Source organism: Streptomyces sp. NBC_01320, assembly GCF_035974375.1.
Classification (GTDB): Bacteria; Actinomycetota; Actinomycetes; order Streptomycetales; family Streptomycetaceae; genus Streptomyces; species Streptomyces yanii.
In genome coordinates, this window is sequence record NZ_CP108390.1 from 4,512,812 (window position 1) to 4,527,111 (window position 14,300).

Here is a 14,300-nt window from a genome sequence, read left to right on the forward strand (position 1 = left end):
CGGCGGTGCCGATGTCACCTGTTGTCCCGCTCCCATGCCACCACGGCCCCACGGCGGTCGTGCAGCCGGGGCTCGGCAGGCGCACGACTCAACAGTAGGCCGCGAAACCCCCTACGGGCAGCGCTCTACAGCTCTTGCCCGAATGCAATCCGACTATCCGTCAGCGTCTGTTATGCGCCGAACGGGTGAACCCGGATGTCCCGACCGGGCCCCCTTGCCCGGACGGGCCCGTTCCGTATCGCCTCCCGCCCCGTCCCGAACCCCGTCCGGTGCCCGCTACTCCTCAACCGGTCCGGCGACAGGCACAGCCGCCGCGCGCGCCGCTTCCGGCCCCTCTTCGAGCAGCACGGCGAAGCCCGCCCCGTCCAGAACCGGAACCTTCAGCTGCATGGCCTTGTCGTATTTCGAGCCCGGGTTGTCGCCGACCACGACGAAGGAGGTCTTCTTCGAAACGGAACCGGTTACCTTGGCTCCCCGGCTCTGCAGAGCCTCTTTCGCACCGTCCCTGGTGTGGTCGGCCAGCGTGCCGGTGACGACGACGGTGAGGCCTTCGAGCGGCCGCGGCCCCTCGTCCTCGCCCGCGGCCTCGTCCGCCATCCGGACCCCGGCCTCCCGCCACTTGCGCAGGATCTCCCGGTGCCAGTCCTCCGCGAACCACTGGGTGACCGAGGTGGCGATGATGGGTCCGACCCCGTCCGCGTCGGCCAGCTCCTGCTCCGTGGCCGCCTCGATGCGGTCCATCGAACGGAACTGACGGGCCAGCTCCGCGGCCGCGACCGGACCCACATGACGGATCGACAGCCCGGTGAGAATCCGGGCCAGGGGAGCCTCCTTGGCGGCGGCGACGGATTCCAGCATCGCCACGGCGTTCTTCTTCGGCTCGCCGTGCTGATTGGCGAAGACCAGGACGGTCTTCTCCTCGCCGGTCCTCGGGTCGCGCTTGGGCAGTCCGCTGTCCATGTCGAGCACATGGGCCCGGATCGGCAGCAGCTGCTCGATGGTCAGTCCGAAGAGGTCGCCCTCGTCGCTCATGGGTGGTTCCACGGGCTCCAGCGGCCTGGTCAGAGCGGCCGCGGCAACGTAGCCGAAGTGGTCGATGTCCAGACACTTGCGGCTCGCGAGGTAGGCGACGCGCTCCCGCAACTGGGCCGGGCAGGAGCGCGCGTTGGGACAACGGACGTCGATGTCGGCCTCCTTCATGGGCCGCAGCTCCGTCCCGCACTCGGGGCAGTGGGTCGGCATCACGAACGCCCGCTCGGTGCCGTCCCGCAGATCGACGACCGGGCCGAGGATCTCCGGGATCACATCGCCCGCCTTGCGGAGCACCACCGTGTCGCCGATGAGGACACCCTTCTCCTTCACCACGTTCTGGTTGTGCAGAGTGGCGAACTCGACCTCGGAGCCCGCCACCTCGACCGGCACGACCTGCGCGTACGGAGTGACCCGGCCGGTGCGTCCGACGCCGACCCGGATGTTCACCAGCTTGGTGTTCACCTCCTCCGGCGGGTACTTCCAGGCGATCGCCCAGCGCGGGGCGCGCGAGGTGGAGCCCAGCCGGCCCTGGAGCGCGATCTCGTCGACCTTGACGACGACGCCGTCGATCTCGTGCTCCACGGAGTGCCGGTTCTCGCCGAAGTGCGCGATGAACTCCCGCACACCGTCGAGGGAGTCGACGACCTGGTTGTGTCCGGCAGTGGGCAGGCCCCACTCGTGCAACAGCTCGTAGGCGTGCGAGAGACGGTCGATCCCGAAGCCCTCACGGGCACCGATGCCGTGCACCACCATGTGCAGCGGACGGCCCGCGGTGACCTTCGGGTCCTTCTGGCGCAGCGAACCCGCCGCCGCGTTGCGCGGGTTGGCGAACGGCTTGTCCTCGGCCGCCACCAGCCGGGCGTTCAGCGCCTCGAAGGCCTCCATCGGGAAGAAGACCTCGCCGCGGATCTCGACCAGCTCCGGGATCCGGTCGCCCTTCAGCCGGTGCGGGATCTCGGAGATCGTCCGGATGTTGGGGGTGATGTCCTCGCCTGTGCGGCCGTCGCCGCGGGTCGCCGCGCGGGTCAGCACCCCCCGCTCATAGGTGAGGTTGACCGCCAGTCCGTCCACCTTGAGCTCGCACAGGAAGTGGTAGTCCCTCGTGCCGACGTCCTTGGCGACGCGCTCGGCCCAGACCGCCAGCCCCTCGTCGTCGAACGCGTTGTCCAGGGAGAGCATCCGCTCTCGGTGCTCGACCGAGGTGAACTCCGTCCGGTACGGCCCCGCGACCTTCTGGGTCGGCGACTCGGGCGTACGCAGCTGCGGATACTCGTCCTCCAGCTCCTGCAGCGAGCGCATCAGCCGGTCGAACTCGGCGTCGCTGACGACCGGCTGGTCGTTCACGTAGTAGCGGAAGCGGTGCTCCTCGATCTGCTCGGCGAGGAGCGAACGCCGCTCCTGTACCTCCACGGGCACTTCCGAATGCTGTCCGCCGGCCATCGTCTCGTCCTCCCGTTACCCGATACCCGTCACTCAGGGTTGTCTGCGAGCGATCTCGCGGCCCGGGCGCAATGGGCGAGCGCGGCGCGCGCGTACGCGGGCGACGCGCCCGCGAGGCCGCACGACGGGGTGATCACCGACGACTCGGCGAGAGTCCCCGGATTCAGCCCCAGCCTGCGCCACAGCGTCCTGACACCCATGACGCTACCGCCCGGGTCCGACAATGCGTCCGAAGCCGGGTCGGTGCCGGGCACCACACCGAGGAAGAGCTGGGTCCCGCCCTCGACCGCTTCCCCGATCGCCTCCTCCTCACGCTCGGTGAGCAGGGAGAAGTCGAACGAAATACCGTCGGCCCCGGCGCGACGGAGAAGCGCGAACGGCACCTCGGGCGCGCAGGTGTGGACGACCGTGGCGCCGTCCCCGTTCGCCGCCAGCACATCGCGGAGCGTGCCCTCCACCAGCTGCCGGTCCACGGCCCGGTAGGTGCGGTATCCGCTCGCCGTCCGGATCTGTCCGCGGAGCACACCGGTCAGGGACGGCTCGTCGAGCTGCAGGATCACCTGCGCGCCGGGCACCCTGCGTCGTACGTCGGCGAGGTGGTTGTGCAGCCCCTCCGTCAGGGAGCCCGCCAGATCGCGGCAGGCGCCCGGGTCGCCGAGCGCTGCCTCGCCGCCCCGGCGCTCCAGCGCGGCGGCCAGCGTCCAGGGGCCGACGGCCTGGACCTTGAGCGGTCCCTCGTACCCCTGGGTGAACTCCTCCAGGGCGTCGAGGTCCTCGCCGAGCCAGGAGCGGGCCCGACGGGTGTCGCGGCCCGGCCGGTCACTGATCCGCCAGCCACTCGGCTCGACATGGCCGTACATGTCGACGAGCAGCCCGATGGTCCGCCCGATCATGTCCGCGCCGGGCCCGCGTGCGGGCAGTTCCGGCAGATGGGGCAGGCCCTCACCGTCCGCGAAGGACCCGGTGACGGTCTTCGCCGCCTCCCGCGCGTCTCCCCCGGGCATCGACCCGATCCCGGTGGCCCGGCACCCGCTGAACTTGCTTTTCTCGCTCACGCAGGAAGCCTACGGTCCGGGTCGCCGGGCCCGTCACGGGGCGGGCCCGGCACAGCGCTTGCGCCACGCCCTGTCCGGGCCCGGTCCGGCCGCGATCCTGGTCCCGGCCCGGGGCGCTGACGGGGTCCCGGCCCGGGTCCCGGTCAGTGCCCCGGGCGGACTGTCAGGTCGTTGACCTCGGCGTCCCGCGGCAGATCGAGCGCCATCAGCAGCGTGGTGGCCACGGACTCCGGGTCGATGAACCTGGAGGCGTCGTACTCCTTGCCCTCCTGCCGGTGGACCTTGGCCTGCATGGGGCTGGCGGTGCGCCCGGGGTAGACGGAGGTCACCCGCACCCCGTTCTCGTGCTCCTCGTGGCGCAGCGAGTCGGCGAGCGCCTTCAGGCCGTGCTTGCTCGCGGCGTACGCACTCCACTCCGCGTGCGCGCTGAGCCCTGCGCCCGAGTTGACGAAGACGACATGCCCCTGGGCGACCCGCAGCTGCGGCAGGAAGAGCCGGGTCAGCTCGGCGGGGGCGACCAGGTTGGCGTTGAGCTGGAAGTGCCATGCCTTGGGCGTGAGGTCGCCGACCCGGCCGAGCTCCACGACGCCCGCGATGTGCAGCAGCGAGTCGAGCCGCTCCGGCAGGGACTGCTGGGCGAAGGCCCAGGAGAGCCGGTCCGGGTTACCGAGGTCGCCGACCAGCGTGCGGGCGCCGGGGTGGAGCGCGGCGAGCTCCTTGGCGCGGCCCGCGTCACGGGCCAGCAGCACGAGCTCGTCGCCCCGCTCCAGAAGACGGCGTGCGACAGCTGCGCCGATGCCGGAGCCGGCGCCGGTGATGAGATGAGTGGACATGGCCCCATGGTCGCATCCGCCCGCCTGCCTACTGCAGCCCGGACCATTCCTCGAGGTGGGCCAGGGCGCCGACCCCGTCCTTCGCGAAGAACACCAGCTCGGCGAGCGGAAGCGGCAGGAAGCCCTCGTCCTCCATGCGCTGGAACTGCTGCCGGAGCCCGTCGTAGAAACCCGCCGTGTTCAGCAGGACGACCGGCTTGTTGTGCTTGCCGTGCTTCTTCAGCTCCAGGATCTCGGTGGCCTCGTCGAGCGTCCCCGTGCCACCGACCATGATCACGACGGCGTCGGCCTTCTCGAGGAGCAGCGCCTTGCGCTCCGCGAGATCGCGCGCGATCACCATCTCGTCGGCGTCGGCCCGCGCCTTCGCGGCGAGGAAGTCCACAGACACCCCGACGAGCCTGCCGCCCGACTCCTGCACCCCGTCGGCGACGACCTTCATCAGACCGCTCTCCGAACCACCCCAGACCAGGGTGTGCCCGCCGCGGCCGAGCAGTTCGGCGAACTCGCGGGCGGGCTGGGTGTAGCGGTCGTCGAGGTCGGCGGCGGAGAGGAAGACGCAGATGTTCATGGATCCACCGTATGCGGCGCCACTGACACTCCACGGAGCCGGGGAAGAAAACGGCGTACGGAGCGGCTGCACCTGACATGACTTCCACCTCAGGACACCGCATCACCGTCGAACCCGGCACCGAGCACGTGCGAGTGGTGCGCGACGGACAGCTGCTCGCCGAGAGCCGCCGTCCGCTCGTGCTGCGCGAGACGGGCTGTCCGGTGCGCTTCTACCTGCCGCCGGCCGACGTCCGTACGGAACTGCTGACGGCGTCGGACACCCACACCCACTGTCCGTTCAAGGGAGATGCCTCCTACTGGTCGCTGCCGGACGCGGCTGATCTCGTCTGGGCCTATCCGGACCCGAAGCCCGAAGTCGCCCTGATCAAGGATCATTTCTGCTTCTACGACACCGAGACCGTCTCCGACTGACCGCCAGTCTCCGTTCCCACGTGCCGAATTGAACATTCCCAGAAGTTCTCGGCGGGATCGACGAGTTCGGTGATGCTGCGGAGTCCACCCTCGCATGGACAAGACTCTCTCTCCCGTGACGGCACCCTGATCACCTACCGGGGTCAGGGTGACGGACCGCCCGTGATCCTGGTCGGTGGAGCGCTGGGCACCGCGGCGACCGAGGCGCCTCTGGCGGCGCTCGTGGCAGCGCGGTTCAGCGTCGTCACATACGACGGGCGCGGCCGAGGCTCCAGCGGTGACGGCAAGCCGTACGCGGTGGAGCGCGAGGTCGTCGCGCCGGAGACGGTCGCCCGGATGCGGCGCGCCCTGGAATCGATGGCGCACACCCTCGCGTACGACGATGCGCTGCTCGGCGACGGCTCGGCGCCCGCGGAGCGGTTCGTGTCCGTGACGGCACGCACGACGGTGGTCTGCGGCGGCTTCAGCACCACCCCGGCCCGGCTGGCGACCCGCGCCCTCGCAGACGCGATCCCGCGCGCCCGGCACCGCACACTGACGGGCCAGACACGTGAGCCGGCGCCCCTGGTGATCGCCCCGGTCCTGGCGGAGCTCTTCGCCGGGGACGTGCACGCGCGCCAGGCGTCCTAGTGCCGTGACCGGCCGTGTTTGCGACGGGGCAGAGCTTGCCGGGAGGGGCACCAGGAGTGTCCGGCCCTGACCCGCCGGATACTCCCGCGCGTGTTCGCCAGGGGTCAGCCCTGGCCGACCGCTGCTTCGGTGCGCCGCACCGTCGTCGCGATCGTGGCCGAGCCGACCACCCGCGTCCCGTCGTACAGCACGACCGCCTGACCGGGGGCCACGCCCCGTACCGCCTCGGTGAAGGTGACGTTCAGTGTGCCGTCCACGAGCTCGGCGGTCACCTCGGTCTCACCTCCGTGGGCGCGGAGCTGGGCGGTGTAGGTGCCGGGGCCGGCCGGGGCTGTGCCGCACCAGCGGGGCTTGATGGCGGTCAGCGCGGTGACGTCGAGGGCCTCGACCGGACCGACCGTCACCGTGTTGTTCACCGGGGAGATGTCCAGGACGTAGCGCGGCTTGCCGTCGGGGGCCGGGTGACCGATGCGCAGGCCCTTGCGCTGGCCGATGGTGAAGCCGAAGGCGCCCTCGTGGGTACCGAGCCTGTTGCCGGACTCGTCGAGGATGTCGCCCTCGGCCTTGCCGCCGAGGCGGTCGGCCAGGAAGCCCTGGGTGTCGCCGTCGGCGATGAAGCAGATGTCGTGGCTGTCGGGCTTCTTCGCGACGGCCAGGCCGCGGGCCTCCGCCTCGGCGCGGATCTCTTCCTTGGTGGTGAGGGTGTCGCCGAGCGGGAACATCGCGTGGGCGAGCTGCTTCTCGTCCAGGACGCCGAGGACGTACGACTGGTCCTTGGCCATGTCCGAGGCGCGGTGGAGCTCACGGCTGCCGTCCTCGTTCAGCACGACCGTGGCGTAGTGGCCGGTGCAGACGGCGTCGAAGCCGAGGGCGAGCGCCTTGTCGAGCAGCGCCGCGAACTTGATCTTCTCGTTGCAGCGCAGGCACGGGTTGGGGGTGCGGCCCGCCTCGTACTCGGCGATGAAGTCCTCGACGACGTCCTCGCGGAAGCGTTCCGCCAGGTCCCAGACGTAGAACGGGATGCCGATGACGTCCGCGGCGCGGCGGGCGTCGCGGGAGTCCTCGATGGTGCAACAGCCGCGCGCTCCGGTACGGAACGACTGCGGGTTCGCGGAGAGGGCGAGGTGCACACCGGTCACGTCGTGGCCCGCCTCGGCGGCGCGGGCCGCTGCGACGGCGGAGTCGACACCGCCCGACATGGCGGCGAGCACCCGGAGGGGGCGCGGGGAAGTCTGGTTCATAGCTCCACCAGGGTACGGGTCGCCGGGAACCGAACGCTCGCGGATATGCGTTGTCGATCACATGGGGACCAAGGGGACGGCGGGCGCCAAGGGCTCCGCGGGTGCGAAGTCGGAGCGCGGCATCAGCCGGCGCGGGCTGCTGATCGGCGCTGCCGTCACGGCCGTGGGCACGGCCGCGCTGGCGCGGACGAAGCTGGAGCATGCCTGGTGGCGGCTGCCGGGAGTCGACAAGCCCCGGAAGCCGGGTGAGCTGGATTACGCCCGGGCGGAGTGGATAGCGGCCTCCCCGGCGAACTGGCGGCGGGCGGACCGCCCCGCCGACTACGACATCGACCGGGTCGTCATCCACGTCACTCAGGGCAGCTACCGCGGCGCGGTCAAGGTCTTCCAGAGCCCGGGCCACGGGGCGGCGGCGCACTACGTGGTGCGCCGGGACGGCCATGTGGCGCAGATGATCCGTGAGCTGGATGTGGCGTTCCACGCCGGGAACAGGTCGTACAACGAGCGCAGCGTCGGCATCGAGCACGAGGGGTTCGTGGACCGGCCGCAGGACTTCACGGCGGCGATGTACGCGTCGTCGGCGCGGCTGACGGCCGCGATATGCGGGCGGTACGGGATTCCGGTGGACCGCGAGCACATCATCGGGCATGTGGAGGTGCCGGGCACGGACCACACCGATCCCGGTCCGCACTGGGACTGGGACCGGTATCTCAAGCTGGTACGGACGGCGGCTGACGGCCGGACAGGGCCTAGGAGCGTGTCCCAGTAACCCGCACCCCGCCTGCGGTTCGTGATCATTCGTGCGGGATGATCACGGTATGCGTGATCGGGATGGGCTGTTCGAGATCGAGCCGGGTGAGAAGAAGCAGCCGCAGGGTCGTCCCGCGGCGGTGGACAAGACGTTCCGGGCGTTCGACCCGCACCAGGTCCTGCTGCTGCCGCCGTCGCTGGAGGACTGGCTGCCGGAGGACCACCTGGCCCGGTTCGTCGCCGACCTGGTCGACGAGGTGCTCGACCTGTCGCCGATCCTGGCCGACTACACCGAAAAGCGCGGCTACCCGCCCTACGACCCGCGGCTGATGGTGCGGCTGCTGATCTACGGCTACACCACCGGGGTGCGCTCCTCGCGGGCGATCACGCGTAAGTGTGTCGATGACGTCGCGTTCCGGTTCCTGGCCGCCGACCAGACTCCGGACTTCCGCTCGATCGCCCGGTTCCGCCGCCGCCACCTGGACGCGCTCGCCGGCCTGTTCCTGCAGTCGCTGCACCTGGCGCGGAAGCTGGACATGGTCAAGATGGGCCGCGTCGCGCTGGACGGCACCAAGCTGGAGGCCAGCGCCTCCAAACACAAGGCGATGAGCTACGGCCGCCTGATCGGCAAGGAAGAGCAGATCGAAGCCGAGATCGCCGCCCTGGAGGCCGCGGCCCGGTCCCTGCTGGACGACGCCGAAGCAGTCGATACCACCGAAGATGCCCGGTTCGGCGTGGACGGCAAAGAGGCCGACCTGCCTGCCGAGCTGGACCGGCGTGAGAAGCGCCTGGCCAGGCTGCAGGCCGCCCGCGCGCAGATCGAGGCCGAGGCTGCCGACAAGGCCCGCCGCCACGCCGAGGACAAGGAACGCCGCCGTCAGGAGCGCGCCGGGACCAGCGACGAACGGGCCGTCACCGACGCCGGGCAGAAGGCCGCCGCGAAGGTCCGGCCCAAGCCCAAGGCCCAGGCCAACTTCACCGACCCCGACTCGCGGATCATGAAGAACAGCGACGGCGCCTACATCCAGGCCTACAACGCCCAAGCTGTCGTCGATGAAAAGCACCAGGTCATCACGGCCGCCGACATCACTACCAACGCCTCGGACGCGCTGAACTACACCCCGATGCTCGACCAGTCCGCGCAGAACACCGGCGTCCACCCCAAGCAGGCCCTCGTCGACGCCGGCTACTGCTCCGAAACCAACCTGGAAGCCGCCCAAGAGCGCCAACTCGCCTGCGGCACCGACACGTTCATGGCCACCGGCCGACTCGGCCACGACGAACAGGTCCCGCCCGCGCCCCGCGGACGCATCCCTGCCAGCGCCACCCTCAAGGAGCGCATGGCCCGCAAACTGCGGACCAAGCCCGGCAAGGCCGCCTACAGCCGCCGCAAAGCCATCGTCGAACCCGTCTTCGGCCAGATCATGACCTGCCAGAACGGCCGCCAACTCCTCCTGCGCGGTGAGGACGGAGCCCGCGGCGAGTGGCGACTGTTGGCCGCCTGCCACAACCTCCGCAAGATCTTCCGACACGCCGGAACCGCAGGACTCGCCGCGGCGATCAGCTGACCAGCCCGGTCAACGGCCCCCTTCAGGCCGATCCCCAAGCCGACATAACCAGGCCACCCGCCTCAGCAGGCACCCAGCGAGCAACCACCGATCTCACCGTCACGATCACCAGCCGATTGCCCGTTACCGGGACACGCTCCTAGCTGAGCCCCGCCGTCCTGGCGCGCTCGACCGCCGGTCCGATCGCGCGTGCCACGTCCTCGACGTCCTGCTTGGTCGACGTGTGGCCGAGCGAGAACCGCAGCGTGCCGCGGGCCAGGTCAGGATGGGTGCCGGTGGCCAGCAGGACATGGCTGGGCTGGGCGATGCCCGCCGTGCAGGCGGAGCCGGTGGAGCATTCGATGCCCTGGGCGTCCAGCAGCAGCAGGAGGGAGTCGCCCTCGCAGCCGGGGAAGGTGAAGTGGGCGTTGGCCGGGAGCCGGCCACCGGGGGCCGGGTCGCCGCCGAGGATGGCGTCGGGGACCGCGGCCAGCACGGCCGCGACCAGCTCGTCGCGGAGCCCGCCGATCTCGCGGGCGAACTCCTCGCGCCGTTCGGCGGCAAGCCGTCCGGCCACCGCGAAGGCGGCGACGGCGGGCACGTCGAGGGTCCCTGAGCGCACATGCCGCTCCTGGCCGCCGCCGTGCAGCACGGGTACGGGGGTGTGTTCGCGGCCGAGCAGCAGCGCGCCGATGCCGAACGGGCCGCCGATCTTGTGCGCGCTGACGGTCATCGCGGCCAGCCCCGAGCCGGCGAAGTCGACGTCCAGCTGGCCGAAGGCCTGGACCGCGTCGGCATGCATCGGCACGCCGAACTCGTTCGCCACGGCGGCCAGTTCACGTACCGGCATGATGGTGCCGATCTCGTTGTTGGCCCACATCACGGTGACCAGCGCGACATCGTCGGGGTTGCGCACGATCGCCTCGCGCAGTGCGTCCGGGTGGACGCGCCCGTACGTGTCGACGGGGAGGTATTCGACGGTCGCGCCCTCGTGTTCGGCGAGCCAGTCGACGGCGTCCAGCACCGCGTGGTGCTCGACTGGACCGGCGAGAACGCGGGTGCGCCGCGGGTCGGCGTCGCGGCGGGCCCAGTAGAGGCCCTTCACGGCGAGGTTGTCGGCCTCGGTGCCGCCGGAGGTGAAGACCACCTCGCTGGGGCGTGCTCCGAGGGCGTCGGCGAGGGTCTCTCTCGACTCCTCGACGGTACGGCGGGCCCGGCGCCCGGAGGCGTGCAGTGAGGACGCGTTGCCGGTGACGGCGAGCTGGGCGGTCATCGCCGCGATCGCCTCCGGAAGCATCGGCGTGGTCGCGGCGTGGTCGAGGTAAGCCATGGTGGGCTCGATTCTACGAGCCTGTGGCGGGGCGCATGCCGGGCGCATCGCGGTCCGGTACCCGTGCACGGTGGACGGGCGCTGTGCCACCTGTCCCGATCCGGTCGGCAGGGGTGCCGGGGCGCACCGTCGGTCAGCTGCCGAAGCTCCAGGAGACGGTGCCGTTTCCGGTGACCAGGAAGGCCAGGACGACGAGATCGGCGACACCGAGGGCGAGCCCGAGCAGGGCGCGGCCGCGGCGGGCGGTGGAGCGGGCGAGGGCGATGACCGCCATCACGACGGCGACCGGGCCGAGCAGGATGTTCATCACCAGGAGGCCGATCAACCCGAGCACGAAGGATGCGACGGCCAGACCGTCGGCGTCCCGGGTGGAGCGGCCGGCGTCGCCCTCCCCGGTAACCGCTTCCGTACCGGACGTGGTGCGGCGGGCGAATGCGGTGAGGGTCATGGTGCGGGCTCCTTCGTCTCTGTCGTGGGTGCGGATCGGCCGCGGGTACGAACGTGTCGGGGTCAGCGGGACCGGCGCTGCGTGCTCAGCCGTTCGCGCATCGCGAAGACCAGCAGCCAGCAGCCGATCGCGGCGGCGAGGACGAGGGTCAGCGGGAGCGGGATCTGGACCACCGCTCCGAGGACGACCCCCAGCAGGAGCAGGGCGGCGACGAGGACGATCATGTCCGGCCTTTCCGTGAGCTCTCTCCGGCTCACGACGAGCAATTGAGAGTACGAATGTTCACTGACTTGTCAGTCTAGACCCGTCGGGCACTTCCCCGCTCTGGAGAACAGTTGTTTACTGAATGGCATGAGTCACACCGTCGGCATCCGCCGGACCCAGAAGCTGAAAACCCGTCAGGCCCTGCTGGACGCCGCGCTCCAGCTGCTGGAGCACCAGAGCCTGAGCAGCCTGGGCCTGCGTGAGGTGACCCGGGCAGCGGGCGTCGCACCGACCGCCTTCTACCGGCACTTCGAGGACACCGCCGCGCTCGGGGTGGCACTCGTCGAAGAGGCGCTGGACAGCCTGCACGGGATGATCGGCGAGATCCTCGCAGCGACGGGCGACAGCGAGGTCCGGCTGGACCGCAGCGTGGACCTGATCATTCGTCATGTCCGCGAGCAGCCTGCACACTTCCGCTTCATCGCCCGCGAACAGCACGGCGGCGTCGGCCCGGTCCGCGAGGCCATAGCGGCTCAACTGCTGAGCTTCGCCGAGGAGGTGGCCGCGACACTCGCCGAGGATCCGGATTCGCGGGGCTGGAGCGACGAGGATCTGCTGATGCTGGGCGGCCTCTACGTCGACCATATGGTGCTCACGGCCTCGGCGATGCTGGAGGCGGGTCCGGCGGGCGAGCAGCAGGTGGCCGGGGTGGCCCGCCGCCGGTTGAGACTGGTCACCCTCGGCAGACGGCATTGGCTGGACGGCTCGGACGCCCATTAGGGAGTCCGCAAAGCCTCACCCGTCCTCCGCACCCGGCTCCCCGTACAGTGCCACGACCGCCTTCGCGTGACGGGCGAGAACGGTCCGCGCCTCCGGTGGCGAGAGCACTTCGAGATTCGGACCGAAGGAGAGCAGGGAGCGGGCCCACTCCACCGAGTCCACGGCCAACTCGGCCCGCACCCAATCCCCTTGCCCCTCGGCCGACGCCCGCTCCCCTTGCTCCTCGGGCCACGGTTCCCCGGTCAGCGCCCCGGCGTGGAGGCGTACGAACAGATCGAGCCGGGAACGGTGCACGCGAACCCGCAGCCGTACGCCACCCGGCCGCTCCTCGACCTGCTTGCGCAGTGCGTCCCACAGATCGGTCAGTTCCACTCCCGGCCGGCGCGCAACGGGATCGCCGGTGCGAGCGGCCCACTGCACCCGGTCCGCCCGGAACAGCCGGGGCACACCGTCACGGTCCGCGACCAAATACCAGACGCCCGCTTTCACGACGAGGCCGTACGGATCGACGATGTAGGTACGTGGGGTCTGCGTGCCACTGTGCCGGTAGCTCATCCGCAACCGCCGGTCGGCGAACACGGCGTCGTGCAGTTCGGCGACATCGACGACCGGTTGCGGGCCGCTCATCCAGCGCACCGGGTCGACCAGGATCCTTCGGCTGGTCAGCTCGGCGGCGGGCCGGTGCGGTGCGGGCAGGGCCGCCATCACCTTGCGCAGCGCGGACCCGAGCGCCACGTCGAGGCCGAGCGCGGCATGGGTGCCCTGAGCGGCGAGGACGAAGAGGGCGCGCGCCTCGTCGGCGGTGAGCCCGGTGACATCCGTACGGAATCCCGGCAGCAGCGCGATACCGCCGCGCCGCCCCCGCTCGGCATAGACGGGGACGCCGGAGGCGGAGAGCGCCTCGATGTCGCGATAGATGGTGCGTACGGAGACTTCGAGGCGCTCGGCGAGCTCGGTGGCGGGCACGAGGCCGCGGGTCTGGAGCAGCAGGAGGATCGAGAGCAGCCGGTCGGATTTCACTCCACCAGCTTCCCCCCTGGCCCTCCGCGACCCGCCCGCCGCTCCCGTGCGGCTATGCGCGCGGTGCCCGCGCCAGTTGGCGCGACTGGGCCACCAGCCGGTCCGCGCTGTCCCAGACGTCCGCGTCCTCCTCCAGGAAGCCGCCCGCGAGGTTGCGGGTGGTGATGGAGACGCGCAGCGGGCCGGGGGCGGGGCGGCAGCGGATGTGGGTGGTGAGTTCGATGGTCGGCGTCCAGCCCTTGAGGCCCAGCTCGAACGAGGTGGGCGGCAGTGCGTCGACGGTGAGCAGGAGCGAGAGCGGGTCGGCGTCGCGGCCGTCCGCGAGACCGAACCAGCCGCGCATCTCACCCTTGCCGGAGGGAGCTCCGACGGCCCAGCCGATCGTCGCCGGGTCGAGCTTGATGTCGAGCCGCTCGGTGATGGCGGAGCTGCCGGGGATCGGGGCCGGGCCGTCGCCCGGGCCGAGGCAGTGCTCCAGCGGCGGGATGGCCGGCGGCTTCGCCGATGTGCGTACCTCGTCGGACAGCGCGTCCAGATCGCCGTAGGTGGCGATGACACGGATGCGCTCCACCTCGGTGCCGTCCTCCGCGTACTGGAAGAGGGAGGCCTGGCCGGTGGAGAGGGTGCGGCCGGTTCGGACCGTCTGGGTGCGGATGACCGCGGGGCCCGGGACGGATGCGGTGAGGTAGTGCGCGGAGACCGAGAAGGGGTCCGGGTGCGGCAGGGCCTCACCGAGCGCACGGCCGAGCATGGCCAGCAGATAGCCGCCGTTGACGGCGTGGATGATCGTCCAGCCGGCGGAGAGCTCGGCGTCATAGACGCCCTCTTCGCGAAGGGTGACGGCGGTGTCGCGGTCGAACTCGCTGTTCCCGATGGTTGCCTGCGTGGCCTGAGCCGTCTGCGATGCTGCCTGTGCCATGCGATGCACCGTACACCGATTGTATTACTAAGCGGTAGCTTTTGGATGCCCGGAAGATGTCGGCGCACGGCGTGGAGCCCTTTCCCGGCT

15 protein-coding genes are annotated in these 14,300 nt (G+C 70.8%); 5 read left to right on the forward strand and 10 right to left on the reverse strand.

Annotated elements, in window-relative coordinates; genetic code table 11:
- Window positions 1–276 precede the first annotated feature (276 nt).
- The 4 genes from ligA to OG395_RS20325 all read right to left on the reverse strand — a co-directional run bounded on the left by ligA (window position 277) and on the right by OG395_RS20325 (window position 4,928).
- Window positions 277–2,472, reverse strand: coding sequence for an NAD-dependent DNA ligase LigA (gene ligA, locus OG395_RS20310; protein ID WP_327244221.1), 2,196 nt, complete (start codon window positions 2,470–2,472; stop codon window positions 277–279).
- Window positions 2,473–2,501: 29 nt separating this feature from the next.
- Entirely contained in the window at window positions 2,502–3,527 is a 1,026-nt protein-coding gene (locus tag OG395_RS20315; RefSeq protein WP_327244222.1) for a methionine synthase, read from the reverse strand.
- 143 nt (window positions 3,528–3,670) lie between these two features.
- The gene (locus OG395_RS20320) at window positions 3,671–4,360 is read right to left on the reverse strand and encodes an SDR family oxidoreductase (RefSeq protein ID WP_327244223.1); all 690 of its coding nucleotides are present in this window, start codon (window positions 4,358–4,360) and stop codon (window positions 3,671–3,673) included.
- Window positions 4,361–4,388: 28 nt separating this feature from the next.
- Entirely contained in the window at window positions 4,389–4,928 is a 540-nt protein-coding gene (locus OG395_RS20325) for a TIGR00730 family Rossman fold protein (protein ID WP_327244224.1), read from the reverse strand.
- 77 nt (window positions 4,929–5,005) lie between these two features.
- On the opposite strand from OG395_RS20325, the gene OG395_RS20330 reads away from it, so the two are divergent.
- Together OG395_RS20330 and OG395_RS20335 are read left to right on the forward strand one after the other, a co-directional pair.
- Entirely contained in the window at window positions 5,006–5,341 is a 336-nt protein-coding gene (locus tag OG395_RS20330; RefSeq protein ID WP_327244225.1) for a DUF427 domain-containing protein, read from the forward strand.
- A 72-nt stretch (window positions 5,342–5,413) separates the two neighbouring features.
- Window positions 5,414–5,971, forward strand: coding sequence for an alpha/beta fold hydrolase (locus tag OG395_RS20335; protein WP_327244226.1), 558 nt, complete (start codon window positions 5,414–5,416; stop codon window positions 5,969–5,971).
- A gap of 104 nt (window positions 5,972–6,075) precedes the next feature.
- Here the strand turns inward: OG395_RS20335 and mnmA are convergent, their stop codons facing one another.
- Entirely contained in the window at window positions 6,076–7,212 is a 1,137-nt protein-coding gene (mnmA, locus tag OG395_RS20340) for a tRNA 2-thiouridine(34) synthase MnmA (RefSeq protein ID WP_327244227.1), read from the reverse strand.
- 61 nt (window positions 7,213–7,273) lie between these two features.
- Here mnmA and OG395_RS20345 point away from each other — a divergent pair, with 61 nt between their 5' ends.
- Together OG395_RS20345 and OG395_RS20350 are read left to right on the forward strand one after the other, a co-directional pair.
- The gene (locus OG395_RS20345; RefSeq protein ID WP_327244228.1) at window positions 7,274–7,981 is read left to right on the forward strand and encodes an N-acetylmuramoyl-L-alanine amidase; all 708 of its coding nucleotides are present in this window, start codon (window positions 7,274–7,276) and stop codon (window positions 7,979–7,981) included.
- 121 nt (window positions 7,982–8,102) lie between these two features.
- On the forward strand, window positions 8,103–9,530 hold the full coding sequence (locus tag OG395_RS20350) for an IS1182 family transposase (protein WP_442818744.1): 1,428 nt from the start codon (window positions 8,103–8,105) through the stop codon (window positions 9,528–9,530).
- A gap of 139 nt (window positions 9,531–9,669) precedes the next feature.
- Here OG395_RS20350 and OG395_RS20355 read toward each other — a convergent pair whose 3' ends face one another.
- The 3 genes from OG395_RS20355 to OG395_RS20365 all read right to left on the reverse strand — a co-directional run bounded on the left by OG395_RS20355 (window position 9,670) and on the right by OG395_RS20365 (window position 11,544).
- Window positions 9,670–10,839, reverse strand: a complete 1,170-nt coding sequence (locus OG395_RS20355) for a cysteine desulfurase family protein (protein ID WP_327244229.1) — start codon at window positions 10,837–10,839, stop codon at window positions 9,670–9,672.
- A gap of 133 nt (window positions 10,840–10,972) precedes the next feature.
- A complete protein-coding gene (locus tag OG395_RS20360) occupies window positions 10,973–11,287 on the reverse strand; it encodes a DUF4190 domain-containing protein (RefSeq protein WP_327244230.1) in 315 nt (104 codons plus the stop codon).
- Between the two features lie 62 nt (window positions 11,288–11,349).
- On the reverse strand, window positions 11,350–11,544 hold the full coding sequence (locus OG395_RS20365; RefSeq protein WP_327249765.1) for a hypothetical protein: 195 nt from the start codon (window positions 11,542–11,544) through the stop codon (window positions 11,350–11,352).
- Between the two features lie 94 nt (window positions 11,545–11,638).
- On the opposite strand from OG395_RS20365, the gene OG395_RS20370 reads away from it, so the two are divergent.
- Complete coding sequence (locus OG395_RS20370) at window positions 11,639–12,271, forward strand: TetR family transcriptional regulator (protein ID WP_327244231.1); 633 nt, start codon at window positions 11,639–11,641, stop codon at window positions 12,269–12,271.
- Between the two features lie 15 nt (window positions 12,272–12,286).
- On the opposite strand, the gene OG395_RS20375 is transcribed toward OG395_RS20370, so the two are convergent.
- Window positions 12,287–13,291, reverse strand: coding sequence for a helix-turn-helix transcriptional regulator (locus OG395_RS20375; RefSeq protein ID WP_327244232.1), 1,005 nt, complete (start codon window positions 13,289–13,291; stop codon window positions 12,287–12,289).
- A 52-nt stretch (window positions 13,292–13,343) separates the two neighbouring features.
- Window positions 13,344–14,210, reverse strand: coding sequence for a thioesterase family protein (locus OG395_RS20380; protein ID WP_327244233.1), 867 nt, complete (start codon window positions 14,208–14,210; stop codon window positions 13,344–13,346).
- Between the last annotated feature and the right edge of the window lie 90 nt (window positions 14,211–14,300).